Below are 18,391 nucleotides of genomic sequence, written 5' to 3'. Positions count from 1 at the left end.
GCAGTGGTCTGCTAGGCTCGCCGCAGATCCCGGGGGCCGCATGTCGAACAACCAGTACGCATTGCTTGGACAACGCCGTTTCCTGCCGTTCTTCGCAACCCAGTCGCTGGGGGCTTTCAACGACAACGTCTACCGCCAGGCGATCATCGGCCTGCTGTTCTGGTTGGGGGTCAGCAGCGAGCAGAAGACGCTGTATACCAACCTGGCGCCGGCGCTGTTCATCCTGCCGTATTTCCTGTTCTCGGCATTGGCCGGACAGATCGCCGAGAAGACCGAGAAGTCGACGCTGATCCGGATCACCACGGCGATGGAGATCGGCATCATGTCCCTGGCGGCGGTCGGCTTCGTGTTGCAAAGCATGACCGTGCTGCTGGTCGCGTTGTTCTGTACCGGCTTGCAGTCGACCCTGTTCGGGCCGGTGAAGTATTCGATCCTGCCGGCGGTGCTGCACCCGCGTGAGTTGACCGGCGGCAACGGGCTGGTCGAGATGGGCACTTCGTTCTCGATCCTGTTGGGGATGATCCTGGGTGGCTCGATCTTCGCCATGGCCGGCGCCAGCGGTCCGTGGGTCGCCGGCGCGGCCGTGATCACGCTGGCGATCATCGGCCACCTGGTCAGCCGGGCGATCCCCAAGGCCGGTGCCGGCGCGCCCGGGCTGAAGATCAACTGGAACCCGATCCCCGAGTCGATTGCCGTGTTGCGTCTGGCCAAGAAGCAGTTGGCGGTGCGCAATGCGGTGCTGGGGGTGTCGTGGTTCTGGTTTGTCGGCACCGTGCTGACCTCGCAACTGCCAACCTACGCCGAGGTCAACCTGGGCGGCTCGGCGACGTTGTACATCTTCGCCCTGGCGTTGTTTTCGGTCGGTACCGGCGTGGGTTCGCTGCTGTGCGAGCGGCTGTCGGCACGGACGGTGGAGATCGGCCTGGTACCGCTGGGCGCATTCGGCATGACAGCCTTCATGCTCGACCTGTACTTCGCCCGTCCCGGCGCGGCGACGGTCAGCGGGCTGGATGTGCTCGGCTTCGTGCAGCAGCCGGGCAGCTGGCGGATCGTGGTCGACCTGCTCGGCATCGGGCTGTTCACCGGCTTCTTCGTGGTGCCGCTGTTCGCGTTGATCCAGAGCCGCACGCCAAAGTCGGAGATGTCGCGGGTGTTCGCCGGGCTCAACATCCAGAACTCGGGTTTCATCGTGTTGGCCGCGGTGCTCGGGCTGGCGCTGCAGCTACCGCCGTTCGAACTGGCGGGCATGCGCGTGCCGATGCCCGACCTGGACATCCCGCAGGTATTCCTGGCCTTGGCGATCGCCAATGCGCTGGTCGCGATCTGGATCTTCACGATCGTGCCCGAGTTCCTGATGCGCTTCCTGAGCTGGGTACTGGTGCGCACCTTGTACCGGCTTCGGGTGCAGGGGATCGACCACATTCCCGACGAGGGCGCGGCGCTGGTGGTGTGCAATCACGTCAGCTACATGGACGCGTTGCTGCTGGCCGCCAGCATCCCGCGGCCGGTGCGTTTCGTCATGTACTACCGGATCTTCAACGTGCCTGTCATGCGCTGGATCTTCCGCACCGCCAAGGCGATCCCGATCGCCGGCGCGAAAGAGAACCCCGAGTTGATGCAGCGCGCGTTCGACGAGATCGACGCGGCGCTTGCGGACGGCCAGGTGGTGGGAATATTTCCCGAAGGCCGGCTGACCAGCGATGGCGAAATTGCCGCGTTCAAGTCGGGGGTGGAGAAGATACTGGAACGACGACAGGTGCCGGTGATCCCGATGGCATTGCGCGGAATGTGGACCAGCATGTGGAGTCGGCACGAAACACGTTTGGGCCGTATGCGTGTGCCGCGGCGCTTCCGCGCCCAGGTCGAAGTGGTGATCGGTAGCCCGCTGGAAGGCGCCCACGTGGATGCGGGAGTGCTGGAGGCGAAGGTGCGTGCGCTACGTGGGGATGCCGCTTAGGCACCCCGGCTCCTTGCCCCCGCTTTGTCGCAAGCTCTAGCTCACGAAGCCGGCAATCACGAACAGCGCCAGCGCGGCGAGCCAGACCAGCAGGCAGCGCCAAACCAGGCTCATCGCATCGTGCAATTCGGGCAGTGCCGCCACGCCCGGCCCGGCCGCATCGGCGTCACCATCGATACCGGCCGCGGGATAATCCAAAGCCGCTCCGTCGGATGCATCTTCGGCCAGCTCACTTCGCACGCTGGCGCGCGCCGCGGCCCCGAGGAATCGGTTATCGAGCCGCGCCGAGGCCCCTCCGCCGGAACGCCATGCGTCCAGCACGCTGTCAAAGTTTCCAACCAGCGCCAATGACAGGGTCACCAACTGTGCGACCGGCCATTCCAGCACGGCCAACCAGGTTCGCGCTCCACGCCGGGTCTGATCCGGCACCCGGGCGGCGATATCGCCCACCGCCGACAGCACGCTCAAGCGATACAGCACCGCGCCAAACGGACCCAGCACCAGGAACCAGAACAGTACGCCGAACCAGCGTCGCACCGCGCTGCGGAATACCGGTTCGACCAAACCCGCTCCATCCACGGGTGCGTCGGTTTCCATGCCCGTCAGATTCGCAATGGCATCCCGGCGGGCGGTCGAATCGGTCGCATCCAGGACTGCGCCGACATCGCGGTCCAGGTCACGTGGCCCCCATGCGTAGAACAGCATGGCAACGCCGAACAGCAGTTCGGCAATACCCGCCAAGCGGCCTTCGAGCGAGAGTTGCAACAGTCCGACGATCAACAGCCCAGGCGCCAGCGCCAACACGATGCCCCAGCGGCTGCGCCAGAAGGTCTGCTCGCCGAAGCGCCCGTTGAGCCAACCAGCCAGGTCGCCATACCAGGCGTGCTGACGTACCGCAGCCGCAAACGACGGCGCGAGATGGCCGAGCACGAGCGCGACGACCGTGGCGATCAGGGCGATGGACATGTTGGCTTCCCTCCCAGCGTCGCTATGGTTGCGACCGAGTGCATTGAGGCCTGATTCTAACGGGGAAACTCCAGCGGGGAAGCCGCTATCGGGATTGCCGACCGGGTGCAGGGTGGCGCATCCGGATCGGCGCGGGTACCGGTATCCGCGTCAGTCGCCCGACGCCGCTTCATCCATGGCGGCCAGCCAGTAATCGATCAGCCAGCGCGAGATCGAGATCGAGGGCGATAGCCGCAGGCCGTCACCGGGTTCGTCATCGCCGGCCAACACGGCGGCCCGGATCTCATCGACACTGAACCAACGCGCATCCTCCAGCTCGTCATCAACCCGTGGCTCATCGGGATGGGCCAGCGCGATGAACCCCAGCATCAGTTGACCGGGGAACGGCCACGGTTGAGACGCCAGATAGCGCGACGCCCGCACCCGGACCGCGGATTCCTCCAGGACCTCGCGCGCAACGGTTTGCTCGAGTGATTCCCCCGGCTCCACGAACCCGGCCAGGACCGAGTAGCGCCGCGGCGCCCAGCCAGCCTGCCGACCGAGCAGCAAGCGCTTGCCATCGGTCACCGCGACGATCACCGCCGGGTCGGTGCGTGGGTAGTGTTCCAGGCCACAGCCGCCGCAGCGGCCCAGCCAGCCGCCACGCGAAAAACCGATCTCACCGCCGCATACGCCGCAATAGCGGTGTCGGGTGCGCCAGTGTTGCAACGCCCGGGCCTGGGCAAACACGCAAGCGTCGAACGCCGGCCACTGGGCGGCCGCGGTACGCAGATCGATGCAATTGGGTGCGTTGGCGGCGGTCAGCGCGGCATCCAGCGCAAACCAGGCGCGACCATCTCCGTCCTTGCCCAGGAAAATCGCCGCACCGGTGCCTCCCGGGCCCTGGCTGAGGTCTTCGCCCAACGGGGCGTACAGCACGCCGTCGGCATCGGCCAGGGCCTGGCCATCATCGGTGAGCAGAATTACCCGTGCGTGCGCCCATAGCGCTGACAGCGCTTCGGGATCATCACGCAGGTGATCGGCGCGGTCGAGCGCTCCAGATGAGGACGGGTCGTCCCGGGTGGGGATGGCTCTTGCCCGGTTCCCGATGGCGTCACCGGTGGCGAATGCACCCGCCTCGACGAATGCGAAAGGCGTGCGGGCGGCACTCACGCGGCGAACGAGGAACCGCAGCCGCAGGTGGTCTTCGCGTTCGGATTGCGGATCACGAACTGGGCGCCATGCAGGCTTTCGGTGTAGTCGACCACCGCGCCCATCAGGTACTGCAGGCTCAGTGGATCCACCAGCAGCGTGGTTCCGTCGGTTTGCACGGCCAGGTCGTCTCCGGCCTGCTCCTCGTCGAACTCGAACCCATACTGGAAGCCCGAGCAACCACCGCCCTGGATGAACACCCGCAACTTCAGTGCCGGGTTGCCTTCTTCGGCCACCAGTTCGGTGACCTTGGCTGCGGCGGCGGAGGTGAATTGCAACGGGCGATCCAGCGATTGATAGTCCGGCGCGCTGTCGATGCCGGGTAACGGGATGATCTGGCTTTCCATGTGCTCAGGATGGGGGGTTCGACGGGTGCATTCAAGCCGGCGGTGCGAAAAGGTTCATTCCACCGCTGGCGCCTTCGCCGGTGGCACTGCCCCGGTCGCCTCCGCCCAGGTAAATGACTTCTCGACCTGCGCACCGGAACGGGGTTGCAACCGCACCGTTACCCGCACCGGTGTGAAGCCTTCGGGCAGGAATACATCGCCCTGAACCTGCTGGAAATACTTGAAGGAAAATTCCACATCGTCGGCATCGGGCTGCTGGCGCAAGGCATCCCAGTCGACGGTCTGCAGCTTGTCATTGCGCGAGCCTTCGATGGACAGGCTCAGTTGCCCGCTGCTGACCGCGCCGCGGTTCAGGTTCTGGGTCAGAGTGGTCTGGAAGTGCCAGACGCTGTCGCTTTGCGGCTCCACCTTCAACGCGTGCACGCTCAGCCCACGACGTTGTGCGGTGGCACCTACCAGACGCTCGTAGAAGGCGACATCGGCGCGCAAACCGGCAATCTCCTCGTCACGCTCGGCCAGGGTGCCCTGCAGATCCTGGTTGGCGTCGCGGCTGATCTGATCGGAACGGCCCAGCGTTGCGACGCGCTGTTGCAGTTCCTCAACGCTCCCCTGCAGTTGCTCGGCGGCATCCTCACTCACGGCCAGTCTGGTGCGCACGTCGGCCGATCCTGGTGCCAGTACCCGCCACAGTCCCCAGCCACCAAATGCCAAAGCGAGCACGAACGCCACCAACGCGCCCATCCGTAGCCGGCGACGCCAATCCACGCCGGCTTGCGCCCCCGTACTGGCGCCGGCGTCATCAGGGGTCTGGGCAGATTCAGGCTCGGTCATGGCGGTCGCCGGCAGTTGCGCGGCGACCAGATTACAACGTCAGTCCCGTGCCGGTCAGCCGCCGACCACCGCGAAGTCGGCGGCTGTTTCCGTTTCATGCAGCTGGGCCCCATGCGGCTCGGTTGCCTGGGCTGCCGCTTCCACGTGCAACAGCCGACCGGTGAGTACCGAGCCGGCGGTCATCTCGACCACCTTGTAATAGACATTGCCCTCCACCCGCGCCTTCGCGCCCAGCTCGATCCGCTCGCTGGCGTGGACATCGCCATCGATCCGACCATTGACCACCATGACCGGCGCACGCACCTCGCCCTCGATGCTGCCGCTGTCGGCCAGGGTCAGCACGGCCTCCTTGCCCTCCTCGGCAATCAGCTTGCCGACGACCCGGCCTTCGATATACAAGCCACCACTGAAATGAAACTCGCCGTGGATCACCACGTGCGCGCCAATCAACGTGTCGATGTGGCCTGCGGGCACGGATTTGTTCTTGAACATGTCAGATGTCTCCGGTTTGCGCGGGCTGCACCCATGCCAATGCCTGGTCGAACGAGGCATTCTCGCCCCGCAACGACACTCGCACCCGCTGGGGCGTGAAGCCCACGGGCAACATCACGCTGCCCTTGATCTGCTGGAAGTAACGAAATGAATACCCATGCGCGGGTGCGTCCTCGCGCTGGTGAAGCTCGTCCCACGCGATCGACGTGAGTTTTCCGTCGCGTACGCCATCGATGGAAAAACGCAATTTCCCGGCACTGACCGTGCCACGCTCCAGACTCTGGGTCAGCACGATCTGGTAACGCCAGGTGCCGCCGCGCTCGGCGCTGAACTCGGCCGAATGCACACTCAGCCCCTTGGGCTTGCCGGTTGCCCCGGCCAGCCGCTCGTAAAAAGCCAGGTTGGCCTGCAGGTCGGCGATCTCTTCCTCGCGCTCGGCCAGCGATTGCTGGAGTTTGCGGTTCGCGGCACGACTGATCTGGTCCGATCGCTCCAGCGTGGCCTGTTGTTGGCGCGACGCCTGCAACTGCTCCTGGACCTGGTACAGATGCCCACGACTCGACGTGAGTGCCGAGCTCAGGCCCGGCAGGATCGGCGTGGTATTCCAGCTGGTGACCGCCCATAGCGCCGCCAGCGACAGCAGCCACGCCAGTGCCAGCGCAGCCCACAGCTGCGTGCGGTGGCCGGGCCGGTGCGGCACGATCACGTAACGAAAGTTGTTTTTCTTCCCCATGGTGCAAAGGCGAGGACATCGCCGAAGTTCCCTATACTCGACCCGAGTCTAGCGAGATTGCCCGATGACGGATGCGCACCTGTTCGCAATTGGCATAGTTCTGGCCTGGTTGGCCGGCATTCGCGCCTACATGACCGTGTTCGGAGTCGGCTTGGCGGGGTTCTTTGGCTGGCTCGACCTGCCACAGGCACTGGAAGTCACCACCTCGCCCTGGGTGATCGGCGTGTCCGGGCTGCTGGCGGCGGTCGAATTCTTCGCCGACAAGATCCCTGGCGTCGATTCCGTCTGGGACCTGCTGCACACCCTGATGCGGGTGCCTGCCGGCGCGTTCCTTGCGGCGGCCACGCTGTCGCCGGACGGCAATCTCGGCGTCGGCGCGCTGGCCACCGGCGCCGGCGTCGCATTGGCCAGCCATGCGCTGAAATCGGGTTCTCGCGCCCTGCTCAATACCTCGCCCGAACCGGTGACCAACTGGACCGCCAGCCTCACCGAGGACCTGACCGCAGTCGGCGGATTGGCGCTGGTGTTCAGTTACCCGTGGATCGCCCTGTCGATCGTGGTGCTGGTCAGCGTGACCATGGCCACCGTGTTGTGGTGGCTATGGCGGACGCTGTTCCGGCACCGGGCGAAAGGCCCGATCAGGCCGGCGACGTAAGTCCATGGATCCCCGCCTTCGCGGGGATGACAGCAATCGGCCGGGCAGTCCCTAGCCGCCGGCCTGGCCGTTATCACTCGTGCGACGGCGCGGCGATCAACTTTCGGTGCGCGTCAACAGGTAGTTCTGCTCGCCCAGGCGATCCATCAGGCTGAGGTGGGTTTCGATCCAGTCGACGTGCTCTTCCTCCGACTCCAGGATGTCGGCGAACAACTTGCGGCTGACGTAATCGCTTACGCTTTCGCAATACGCAATCGCTTCGCGCAGCACCGGCAGTCCGTCCATCTCCAACGCCAAATCGCACTCCAGGACTTCACGTGGGCCCTGGCCGATGCGCAATTTCCCCAGTGACTGGAAGTTCGGCAAGCCGTCCAGGAACAAGATCCGCTCCGACAACAAGTCGGCATGCTTCATCTCGTCGATCGACTCGTGGTACTCGTGCTCGGCAAGTTCCTTCAAGCCCCAGTTCTTCAGCATCTTGGCATGCAGGAAGTACTGGTTGATCGCAATCAGCTCGTTGTAGAGCGCCTTGTTGAGAAACTCGATGACCTTGGCGTCGCCTTTCATGGACACGCTCCGTTGGGGGGGATGCGACCACTGTAGACGCTTCAGACAGACGCTGACGGAATGCGAATCGAGTGCGCCCGCAGACGCGAATCATTGTCCTGAAGGCGCTACGGCACAGCGCGCGGCGGCGTCAGGCGGCCTGGCGCAAGACCGGCAGCGGCAGCTCGCGTGCAGCGCGGGTTTCTTCCAACAGGCTGGTCGCCATGTCCACGCAACTGCCGCAGCAGGAGCCCGCGCCGGTGCGCATGGTCAACTCGGCGAGCGAATTGCAACCGGCCTGCGCAGCCTCACGGATGTCATGGTCGGTAATCCCGTTGCAGATGCATACATACATACGGACAAGGCCGCGCGGCGACGGCAGGTTGGCAACCGGACTGGCTGCAGAGCCATTCAACTACGAATGAGAATGATTGTCAATTCGAAGGAATTCCGCCGCCGCTATCGCTCCGCAATGACGATCCCAAGGGGCGGGAACGCGATCGTTGCCGATTCCACCCGCCATGCACCGGACCGGGTAGCGGCACCGCCTGGGCACCAGCCACATGGCGGGCAAACGGGGCCAGGTGTTGCAATGCGCTGGCATACACACCGCGCTTGAACATCACGACATGCTCCAACGGGTACCAGAAGTCGACCCAGCGCCAATGGTCGAACTCCGGCTTGCTGGTCGCGTCCAACTGCAGATCGGTTTCCTGCCCGGTCAACCGCAACAGAAACCAGACCTGTTTCTGCCCAATGCAGACCAGCCGGTCGTTACGGCGGATCGATCGTTGCGGCAGGCGGTAGCGCAACCAGCCCGGGGTCGCACCCAGCACTTCGACGTGCCGGGGCCGCAACCCGGTCTCTTCGCGCAGTTCACGGTACATCGCCTCGATCGGCGTCTCGTCGGTATTCATCCCGCCCTGCGGGAACTGCCAACCGTCGCGATGCACCCGACGTGCCCAGAACAGGCGTCCGTCGGAATGCATCAATACAATGCCTACATTGGGTCGATAACCGTCCGGATCGATCACGACGCGGACTCCTGATTTTATTTGACTTGCGTCACTGGTTCCGACTCTGCCACGGGGTTCGCGGTACGACAAGCGTGGAGTGGACGCGACCCTGCCTCCGCGCACGCCTGCGCGTCTAGTGGGGCTGCATCGACTGGCCCGTGCGTGGGTCAGTGGTCTGTGTGGGGTCCAGGCCGGGGAACACAGTCGACGCCTGCCCGTAGGTAAAACGCAATCCAAAGCTGTTGGCGGAGCCGGCTCCCGAAGACTGTTCGCGGCGCAGCAGGAACGACAGGCTCCATCCCGAGTCCAGGTCGATATCCAGTCCGGCGCCAAAGGCCAAGGTGTCGTCGTTGTAGCTGCGCATGCCCAGCAGGTAGTCCTGCGCCACCGGCAGCAGCACATAGTTCAGCCGTGCGTCGCCGCGGTTTTCCAGCGCCTGTCGGTACTCGATCGACCAGAACGGTCGCAGCGATGCCGTGGTGGTCTTGAACTGGTGGCTGCCCTCCACGCCCAGCGCCAGCGTGCTGTTGTCAATCGTTTGCCGGTCGTAGGAAAGGTCGTAGATGCCCAGCCCGCGTTCACGGTAGGCGTCGAGCGTGGTGTGGCTCGCGTCGTAGCGGCCGTATCCGGCCAGGCGGCCGTGTTCGCCGGCGTGTTCGTAGCCAAAGGTCAACCCGCCGAACAACTGGTCGCCATCTCGCCTCGCCCGGGCGGTGGCATCGGCCACTGTGCTCCAGCGCCACAGGTCGAAGTCCAGGCGTCCCAGTCCCAACTGACCGTCGACGAACAGGGGTCCGTCGCCACGCCACAGACCGTAGAACGCCACGCTGCGCTGGCGCGCGTCCTGCTGCGAGGGCGAGTCGTCGAAGTCGGTGTCGTTCCAGCCCAGGCCACCGGCCACGCCCAGCACCAGTTGTTCGCCGAACAGGCGGTCCACGCCAAGAGTCACGCCGTCGCTGCGGAAATCGAAGCCGTTGGCCCCGCCGCGGGTGTCGCGCTCGCCCAGCGCGACGGTGCCCGCCATCCAGAGGCCCCAGCCGTGCGCCAGGGTGGGCATGCCACCAGCCACTTGCTCCGCACCCAGCGATAGCCCCGGACCGTGGCCCGCACTCACGCTGAACGCCAGGCTGTTGGCCGAGGGATTGCCGCGGCCGTCGCGCAGCTGGCGCAGCCGGTCGCGGATGTTGTCCTGCTGCGCATTGGCGAAGCGCACGCTGGCGTCCACCTGCGCCTGCAGTCCGCCCACCACTTCCGGGTCGAGCGTCGGGTCCGGGCGCGTCATCACGGCGAGGATCAGGCTCACAGTGCCCTCGGTGTAGTTGCCTTTCGCGGCCTGCGTGGCCACCAGCGTGGTCGTACCGGTACCAATGATCGTCACCGTGGACCCGCTCACCGTCGCCACTTCCGTGTTGCTGCTCTCGAAGCTGAAGGCGCCGGCGCTATCGCTGCTGGGATCGGGCAGGTCGAAGGCCGGTTCGCCGAGGATCTTCTGCAGGTCATCGAGCCAGGCCAGCGTAGGCGTGGCCGCGGCGATCGCCACCTCGAGCGTGGCCTGCGCCGCCGCGGCGTAGTCGTCGCTGCCGGCCTGGTCGGCGGTCAGCGCGCAGGTGCCGGCCGACTGCATCGTCACCGTGCTGCCGCTGACGGCGCAGACCTGCGACGAAGTACTGGTGAAGACCACCGGATTGGCGGAGTCGCCACCGGTCGCCGATACCGCGAACGTGCCGCCCGATGCGAAGGTTGGCGCCTCCGGATTGGCGACGAACCCGATAATCGCCTGCGCGGCCTTGCCGATCGCGATGGCCCGGGTCACGGTCGCCGCGGCCGCGTAGTCGTCGCTGCCCGCCTGGTCGGCGGCTATGGTGCAGGTGCCGGCCGACTGCATCGTCACCGTGCTGCCGCTGATGGTGCATACGGTCGCGCTCTGCGTGGCGTAGCTCACCGGCAACCCGCTGCTGGCGGTCGCCACCGGGTCGAGTGCGAATGTGCCACCGCCGACGAACGTCCTCTCCGCCTGCACGCCGAAGGTGATCGCCTGGCTCCCCGCGCCAATGACGACATCCAGGCTCGCCTGCGGTGCCGCGCTGTAGTTGGTATCACCGGTCTGGTCGGCGGTCAGAGCGCAGGTGCCGGCCGATTGCATCGTCACCGTGCTGCCGCTGACGGCACAGACCTGCGGCGAAGTGCTGGCGAAGACCACCGGATTGCCGGAGTCTCCACCGGTCGCCGATACCGCGAACGTCCCACCCGATGCGTAGGTCGGCGCCTCCGGATTGGCGACGAACCCGGTGATCGCCTGCGCGGCCTTGCCGATCGCGATGGCCCGGGTCACGGTCGCCGCGGCCGCATAGTCGTCGCTGCCCGCCTGGTCGGCGGCTATGGTGCAGATGCCGGCCGACTCCATCGTCACCGTGCTGCCGCTGATCGTGCATACGCCGGCGGTCTGGCTGCCGTAGCTCACCGGCAGCCCGCTGCTGGCCGTGGCCACCGGATCCAGCGCGACCATGCCGCCCGCTACGAACGCCTGCGCCGCCTGCGCGCCGAAGGTGATCGCCTGGTTGCCCGCGCCGATGACGACATCCAGGCTCGCCTGCGGTGCCGCGCTGTAGTTGGTATCACCGGCCTGGTTGGCGGTCAGAGCGCAGGTGCCGGCCGATTGCATCGTCACCGTGCTGCCGCTGACGGCGCAGACGGTTGGCGTCGCCGTACCGAACAGCACCGGATTGCCTGATGCGCCGCCGGTCGCCGACACCGTGAACGTGCCCTCGGGCACGAATGCGGGCGCCACCGGATCGGCGGCGAACGCGGTGATCGCCTGCGCCGCCTGGCCGATCGCGATGTCCTGCGTCACCGTCGGCGCGGCGGCGTAGTTGGCATCGCCGGCCTGATCGGCGGCGATGGTGCAGGTGCCGGCCGACTGCATCGTTACCGTCGTGCCGCTGATGGCGCACACGCCGGCGGTTTGCGTGGCGTAACCCACCGGCAGGCCGCTGCTGGCCGTCGCCACCGGATCCAGCACGAACGTGCCGCCCGCCACGAACGCCTGCGCCGCTTGCGCGCCGAAGCTGATCGTCTGGCTGCCCTGGCCGATCACGATGTCCTGCGTCACTGTCGGCGCGGCCTCGTAGTCGGCATCCCCCGCCTGGTCGGCGGCGATGGTGCACGTCCCCGCCGATTGCATCGTCACCGTGATACCGCTGATCGTGCATACGCCGGCGGTTTGCGTGGCGTAACCCACCGGCAGACCGCTGCTGGCCGTCGCGACCGGATCGAGTGCGAACGTCCCGCCCGGCACGAACGCCTTCGCCGCCTGCGCGCCGAAGCTGATCGTCTGGCTGCCCTGGCCGATCACGATGCCCTGCGTCACTGTCGGCGCGGCCGCATAGTCGCCATTGCCTGCCTGGTCGGCACCGATCGTGCAGGTGCCGGCCGACTGCATCGTCACCGTCGTGCCGCTGATGGCGCACACGCCGGCGGTTTGCGTGGCGTAGCCCACCGGCAGGCCGCTGCTGGCCGTCGCCACCGGATCCAGCGCGAACGTCCCACCCGGCACGAACGCCTGCGCCGCCTGCGCGCCGAAGCTGATCGTCTGGCTGCCCTGGCCGATCACGATGTCCTGCGTCACTGTCGGCGCGGCGTCGTAGTCGCCATTGCCCGCCTGGTCGGCGGCGATGGTGCAGGTACCGGCCGACTGCATCGTCACCGTGGTGCCGCTGATGGCGCACACGCCGGCGGTTTGCGTGGCGTAACCCACCGGCAGACCGCTGCTGGCCGTCGCGACCGGATCCAGCGCGAACGTCCCGCCCGCCACGAACGCCTGCGCCGCCTGCGCGTCGAAAGTGATGGTCTGGTCGCCTTTCCCCACCAGCACGCCGGTCGTGTTGCCTACGGCATTGAGCGCCGGTGCCGCGTCGTTCCCCACGGCATCCCGCAAAGTCGCGCCGTTGGCTTCGATGGTCTCGGCCAGCATCATGCCGTCGTCGTCGCGGTCGCCACTGGCGACCGTGTAACTGAAGACCAGTACGCTGGTGCCCGAACCCGACTGATAGCTTGCCTGCCTCAGGGTCGAGCCAAGCGTCAATTCCAGGTGTGGCGTGCCTCCGGACGTGTCGACGTCAAGGTCTTCGCTCATGTGGACGGCAAAGTCGAGCACGTCGTTTGCGAGGTAGCGGCCGTTGGCCGGCACGTCCACCGACGTCACCGCCGGCGCCGTGGCGTCGACGATGTACACCTGCCCGCCGGTAAATCCGGCCGCGACGTTTCCCGCGCCATCGATGATGCCTGTGCCGCTGCCGTTGAGATCCAGCCGCAGGGAGCCGTCACCGCCGACACCGTTGACGGTAACGGTGTACTGGATGGAATCGGAGGTCGCGACCTGGGCGACGGTGCCGGCCGCCGTTCCCGTGGCGGCCAACGCGAAGTCAGTGGCGTCGACGCCGGTGACGGCCTCGGAGAAGGTCACGGCGTAGTGCACTCTGCCCGCATTGGTGGGGGAGGCGTCGACGCGGTCGATTGCGGTCACCTCGGGCGGGTCGGTGTCGAGCTCCAGGACGGTGATCGTGACGACATCGGTGTCGGTCATCGCGCCGCCAGTGCCTGTGTTTCCAAGATCGTCGCTGACGATCTGCAACGAGGCCGAGCCGCTGTAGCCGGACGTGGGCGTGTACGTGGTCCCGTTCAAGGCGGCATTGATGTTGGAGAGCGTGCCCTGGAACGTCATCGCCGCATCGCCGGTGCCGTCGCCCACAAGGAAAGTGAGCCCGCCCGCGTTCCCAAGCGTGGTCAAGCCGTTGGTCGCTACCAGTTCCACCTGCATGGTGCCGCCGCCGGCATCCGGATCGCCGACCGAGATCAGGTTGCCGTTGTCGCTGGAGAACACCAGGGCGCCATCCTGCTCCACCGCCTGGCTACCGGGCGCGTTGATGACCGGCGGCTGGTTGGCGGCCAGGATGGTGAACGCGTCGGGAAGCGTGGAAGCACCGGCATCAGTGGTGACGGTCACGTCGTGGCTGCCGGCGGCGAGGCCGGCGGGCACGATCACGGTGATCGAGGTGCCGTCATTGTTGTCGAAGGTGGCCGCGACGCCACCGATGGTGATCGACACTTCATTGTCGAAGCCGTAGAGCGACTGCCCGCTCAGCGTGACGCTGGTGCCGACCTCACCGCTGGCGGGACTCACGCTGGCCAGCACCGGCGGCGCCGATGCACAACTGATGGTGTAGTCGAACCCTCCCGTATCGGAACTGAGCGAGATGCTGCCGGAACCTCCCGAGTAGTAGCTCCCGACTGTTTCCTGGAATGCGCCGGCATCGCTGAAGCTGAGGGAGATACCGGCGCCTGAAAAGTATCCGGTTGAACCCGCGGTGATATTGGAGATCTCGAGCGAGACCGTGTCCCCGACGTTCGATGCCCACGAGACGTCATTGAGGTCGACACCGCCGCCATTGGCAACGCTGCCGCTGCGCGGCGTGCCGTCGGGATTGTTGATCACCTGGCAGAACGAGGATGCCGACGCCTGCGGAGCCCAGCAGGCAAGCCCAAGCAAACCCGGGATCAGTGCACAACGCAGCCATCCGGCCAGATCACGATTCATCGCATTCCCCTCCCCAGGTAGTCCCTTAACCGCGGAGGCGGTACCGACCCTGCCTGAGTCGCGACTCCATCCGCGGTGTCGGCACAGTGGGCCGACGGTGGCTTTGCAATTCGCGTCGCATCACGCCTGTACCAGATGCGATGCGACGGAAATTGTAGCGTGGCGGGTTTGCTTGCACATGGGCGCAACGCACGGTTGCGGCAATTGACACGCGGGCCGGAATCAGGAAGAATTCCCGGTTCTCCGCGCGGCTATGTAGCTCAGCCGGTTAGAGCACAGCACTCATAAGGCTGGGGTCATAGGTAGTAAAATTTAAGCAATCGGCTATGTAGCTCAGACGGTTAGAGCGCGAGACTCATAAGGCTGGGGTCATAGGTAGTAAAATTTAAGCAATCGGCTATGTAGCTCAGACGGTTAGAGCGCGAGACTCATAATCCCGAGGTCGGTGGTTCGATTCCACCCATAGCCACCAGATTTCGAAGCAGAAACAATGCCTTACACGACAATAGCCCGCCATCGACGCGGGCTTTTTTGTGACAGAACGACTGTCACACCGAGGTAGAGCGTCACCCCCGGAAGAGGCAACCTCGGCCTCCCCCAAAAGCTGCCGGAATCGTCTGTGACAGTTTCTGTGACAGGTCCATGTGTCACAGGCCTGAGCGAATGCGCAAAAACGACCCCAGCACTCGAATTCAAGCACGCTCCCGAAGCGGTCCACGACCAGGTACTACCTCACTCCCAAGTCCGAGCAAGCTTGCGAGGCTCGATGACCTGAGGCCTTCACTATCGACGAAGGCTGTGGTCGCCCACCAACGCAAACAATCGTTCAGCGGCATACTGGCCCCAGGGGCAAGCTGGAGCCACACCGGGTATGAAAGAGAACCATCTCGAAGACGGCTGCCTGGACTGGCTGGCCAACGTTGGTTGGATGGTCTTGGAGGGCGAGACGGTCGCACCCGGTGGCGAGCTGGCAGCACGTGAGCGCTGGTCGGAGGTGGTACTGACTCCGTGCCTTCAAGAGGCCGTGGCACGGCTCAACCCCACGCTTTCCGGGTCCGAGGTGGACGCCGTGGTCTCCAAAGTCGCCGGCTACGGCCACCAGTCACTGGTTGACGGCAACCGCGAAATCTATGACTGGCTGCGCAACGGCGTGCCCCTTGAGCGCACCGCGCTCGATGGTCGACGGGAAGTCCTGCGGGTGCCCGTGATCGACTTCGATGGCGACAACGACCTGCTCGCGGTCCGCCAGTTCACCGTGCAGGGCGCAAAGCTGCGGCGGCCGGACATCGTGCTGTTCGTCAACGGTCTACCCTTGGTGGTGATCGAGCTGAAGAATCCGGCCGACCTCAACGCGGACCACGAGGCCGCCTGGAACCAAATCCAGAACTACAAGGCCGAGATCCCACAGCTGTTCTGGTTCAACCTGCTCAACGTGGTCTCCGACGGCACGGTCGCCCGCTACGGTTCGCTTAGCGCCGAACTGTCACGCTACTCGCGCTGGCGACTGCTGGATGGCAAAAAGGTCGGCAAGGAGCAGCTTGAGCTGGAAGTGCTGATGCGCGGTCTGCTGAAGCCTGCAACGCTGATGGACTTCTTCCGGGGCTTCGTTGCCTACGGCGGAGCGGACGGCGGCGCCGGCTTCAAGATCATCGCCCAGTGGCACCAGTACCGCGGCGTGAAGAAGGCAGTAGAGCGTGCAGTGGAAGCACTCACGCAACGCAAGGACGGCAAGGGCGGCGTGATCTGGTTTACCCAGGGCTCGGGTAAGTCGCTGCTGGCGCTCTTCTACGTGATGGCGCTACGTGACCGACCAGAGTTCCGGAACCCGACTGTGGTGATGGTCACGGATCGCAACGATCTCGACGGCCAGCTCTACGAGACCTTCTCCGATAGCGCCTGGTCGCTTCGCGCCACGCCCGTGCAGGCCGACAGCCGCGAGGACCTGCGCCGGATGCTGTCCCAAGTGCAGGCCGGCGGCGTGTTCTTCACCACCATCAACAAGTTTGCGCCCGAATCTGGCCAGACCACGGTGCCGGTCCTGTGCGAGCGCGACAACGTGGTGGTGATCGCCGATGAGGCGCACCGGACCCAGTACGGCTTCCGCGCCGACATGGATACAAAGACCGGCCAGACCAAGTACGGCTTGGCCAAGTACATGCGGGACGCCCTGCCCAACGCCATCTACCTGGGCATGACCGGCACGCCGGTCAGCCTGGACGACCGCGACACCGAGGCAGTGTTCGGGACCTACGTCGACGTCTACGACATGATTGCCGCCCAGGAAGACGAGGCGGTGGTGCCGGTCAGTTATGAGTCGCGGATCATCGAGCTGCGCTTCAACGAGGCCGAGAAGCAGGCGCTAATGGATGAGTTCCTCGACGCCACCGACGATGAAGACGAAGCCGAGCAAGGCCGCACGGCCAGTCGCTATACCCGGCTGGAGGCGCTGGCCATGGCCGATGGCCGGATGGCAACCCTGGCCGAAGATCTGGTGAAGCACTGGGAGGCGCGCAAGGAGTCGGTGGCCGGCAAGGCCATGATCGTTGCGGTCTCGCGCGAGGCCGCGGTGCGCCTGTATAGCGAGCTGGTGAAGCTGCGGCCGGACTGGGATTCGGACGACATCAACACCGGGCGGCTCAAGGTGGTGATGACCGGCACCTCGGCCGATCCACCGCACTTCCAGCCCCACCGCACCGACAAGGCCGACCGCAAGCTGCTGGAGAAGCGCTTCAAGCAGGCACCGGATGACCTGAAACCCGGTGAAGTGCCGCTGGAGCTGGTGATCGTGCGCGACATGTGGCTGACCGGCTTCGACGCCCCGCCTGTGCACACGCTGTATGTGGACAAGCCCATGCAGGGCCACGGCCTGATGCAGGCGATTGCCCGCACCAACCGCATCTGGAAGGACAAGCCCGGCGGGCTGGTGGTGGATTACATCGGCATCGGCGAGGAATTGAAGAAGGCGATCCGCCAATACACCCGCGACAGCGGCGCGGAACGCGAGCCTGTGGATACCTCCGGCGCGGCGCTGGAAATCCTGCTGGATACGATGGACGTCATCCGCAAGGAGTTCTTTGCAGGGTTCGACTACGGCGGATTCGAGGATCCGAAGCGGGCGTTGACGCTGCTGGCGCCGGCAATGGAGCACATTCTGAAGCTGGATCCCGAAGCCGACGACAAGGGACGCAACCGCGGCGTACGCGCCTACCTCGACCAGGTCGCCAAGCTGACCAAGGCACAGGCCCTGGCCGGAACCCGGCCCGATGCAATGGCTGTACGCGAAGAGATCGCCATCTTCCAAGCGGTGCGCGTGAGCCTGATCAAGCTGACCCGATCGGCGAGCGGCAGGTCGCGGGTGGAGAAAGAGGCCGCACTGCGCCAGCTCGTGGCCAAGGGCGTGCTGGTGGATGGTGTGAACGACCTCTACAGCACGTTGGGGCTCGACAAGCCCGACATCAGCCTGCTCGACGAGCGGTTCCTTGCCCAGATCCGCGAGATGCCGACGAAGAACCTTGCCGCCGAACTTCTGGAGCGACTGCTGGCGGATCAGATCCGCTCACGCGGCCAGAAGAACGCGTTGCAGGGCAAGGAATTCGCCACCCGGCTGGAAGATGCGATCAACCGCTATCAGAACCGCGGCCTGACCACGGTCGAGGTGATCGAGGAGCTGATCCGGCTGGCCAAGGAGATCAACGAGACCCGCCCGCCGGATGGAATGAGCGAGGAGGAGTTCGCCTTCTACCAGGCACTGGCGGAGAACGCATCTGCCGTGCGGGAGCTCGGCCACCCCACCCTCCGCGCACTGGCCCAGGAGCTGACCGACAAGCTGCGCAAGTCAGCGACGATCAACTGGCAGAACCGGAAGGATTCGCGAGCACGCATGGTGGCGATGGTCAAAGTGCTGCTGGCGACGCACAAGTATCCGCCGGATAAACAGCCCGAGGCGATTGCAAAGGTGATTGCGCAAGCGGAGTTGTTGGCGGATTCGTGGGCTTCGTAGCGCTCTGCGCCGTCGTACCGCTGCTTAGGACCCGAGAGATGAGATTGGCCGCCCATGACAGAGC

At 65.4% G+C, this 18,391-nt stretch carries 13 protein-coding genes and 1 tRNA gene; 4 read left to right on the top strand and 10 right to left on the bottom strand.

The features are described 5' to 3' along the window. The first annotated feature begins 40 nt into the window (after positions 1-40). Positions 41-1,957 (top strand): MFS transporter, encoded by a 1,917-nt coding sequence (locus tag ACW5DN_RS13575; protein WP_456963343.1) that lies wholly within the window; start codon positions 41-43, stop codon positions 1,955-1,957. Positions 1,958-1,993: 36 nt separating this feature from the next. Here ACW5DN_RS13575 and ampE read toward each other — a convergent pair whose 3' ends face one another. The 6 genes from ampE to ACW5DN_RS13545 form a co-directional block, all read right to left on the bottom strand. Continuing rightward, positions 1,994-2,923, bottom strand: coding sequence for a regulatory signaling modulator protein AmpE (ampE, locus tag ACW5DN_RS13570; RefSeq protein ID WP_456963342.1), 930 nt, complete (start codon positions 2,921-2,923; stop codon positions 1,994-1,996). Between the two features lie 150 nt (positions 2,924-3,073). Then, positions 3,074-3,991, bottom strand: coding sequence for an NAD(+) diphosphatase (nudC, locus tag ACW5DN_RS13565; RefSeq protein ID WP_456963421.1), 918 nt, complete (start codon positions 3,989-3,991; stop codon positions 3,074-3,076). 80 nt (positions 3,992-4,071) lie between these two features. Then, positions 4,072-4,461: an iron-sulfur cluster insertion protein ErpA gene (erpA, locus tag ACW5DN_RS13560; RefSeq protein ID WP_456963341.1), complete on the bottom strand. Its 390-nt coding sequence runs from the start codon at positions 4,459-4,461 to the stop codon at positions 4,072-4,074. A 54-nt stretch (positions 4,462-4,515) separates the two neighbouring features. Next, positions 4,516-5,292 (bottom strand): DUF6776 family protein, encoded by a 777-nt coding sequence (locus ACW5DN_RS13555; RefSeq protein WP_456963340.1) that lies wholly within the window; start codon positions 5,290-5,292, stop codon positions 4,516-4,518. 54 nt (positions 5,293-5,346) lie between these two features. Then, the gene (locus ACW5DN_RS13550; protein ID WP_456963339.1) at positions 5,347-5,784 is read right to left on the bottom strand and encodes a bactofilin family protein; all 438 of its coding nucleotides are present in this window, start codon (positions 5,782-5,784) and stop codon (positions 5,347-5,349) included. A 1-nt stretch (position 5,785) separates the two neighbouring features. Then, complete coding sequence (locus ACW5DN_RS13545; RefSeq protein ID WP_456963338.1) at positions 5,786-6,517, bottom strand: DUF6776 family protein; 732 nt, start codon at positions 6,515-6,517, stop codon at positions 5,786-5,788. Positions 6,518-6,581: 64 nt separating this feature from the next. Here ACW5DN_RS13545 and ACW5DN_RS13540 point away from each other — a divergent pair, with 64 nt between their 5' ends. After that, complete coding sequence (locus tag ACW5DN_RS13540; protein WP_456963337.1) at positions 6,582-7,172, top strand: DUF4126 domain-containing protein; 591 nt, start codon at positions 6,582-6,584, stop codon at positions 7,170-7,172. Between the two features lie 96 nt (positions 7,173-7,268). Here ACW5DN_RS13540 and bfr read toward each other — a convergent pair whose 3' ends face one another. From bfr to ACW5DN_RS13520, 4 genes are all read right to left on the bottom strand, one after another. After that, entirely contained in the window at positions 7,269-7,739 is a 471-nt protein-coding gene (gene bfr / locus ACW5DN_RS13535; RefSeq protein WP_456963336.1) for a bacterioferritin, read from the bottom strand. Between the two features lie 130 nt (positions 7,740-7,869). Next, on the bottom strand, positions 7,870-8,073 hold the full coding sequence (locus ACW5DN_RS13530; RefSeq protein WP_456963420.1) for a bacterioferritin-associated ferredoxin: 204 nt from the start codon (positions 8,071-8,073) through the stop codon (positions 7,870-7,872). Between the two features lie 79 nt (positions 8,074-8,152). Continuing rightward, the gene (locus ACW5DN_RS13525) at positions 8,153-8,752 is read right to left on the bottom strand and encodes an RNA pyrophosphohydrolase (protein WP_456963335.1); all 600 of its coding nucleotides are present in this window, start codon (positions 8,750-8,752) and stop codon (positions 8,153-8,155) included. Positions 8,753-8,867: 115 nt separating this feature from the next. Continuing rightward, the gene (locus ACW5DN_RS13520; RefSeq protein WP_456963334.1) at positions 8,868-14,327 is read right to left on the bottom strand and encodes an autotransporter domain-containing protein; all 5,460 of its coding nucleotides are present in this window, start codon (positions 14,325-14,327) and stop codon (positions 8,868-8,870) included. Between the two features lie 395 nt (positions 14,328-14,722). Here ACW5DN_RS13520 and ACW5DN_RS13515 point away from each other — a divergent pair. Next, positions 14,723-14,799, top strand: a tRNA-Met gene (locus tag ACW5DN_RS13515). Positions 14,800-15,198: 399 nt separating this feature from the next. Further along, positions 15,199-18,327, top strand: coding sequence for a type I restriction endonuclease subunit R (locus tag ACW5DN_RS13510; RefSeq protein WP_456963333.1), 3,129 nt, complete (start codon positions 15,199-15,201; stop codon positions 18,325-18,327). Positions 18,328-18,391: the final 64 nt, after the last annotated feature.

The sequence above is a fragment of the Lysobacter sp. A289 genome (assembly GCF_054072675.1).
The sequence above is the reverse complement of the archived record's forward strand: the minus strand, read 5'-3'. Positions and strand labels throughout refer to the sequence as shown.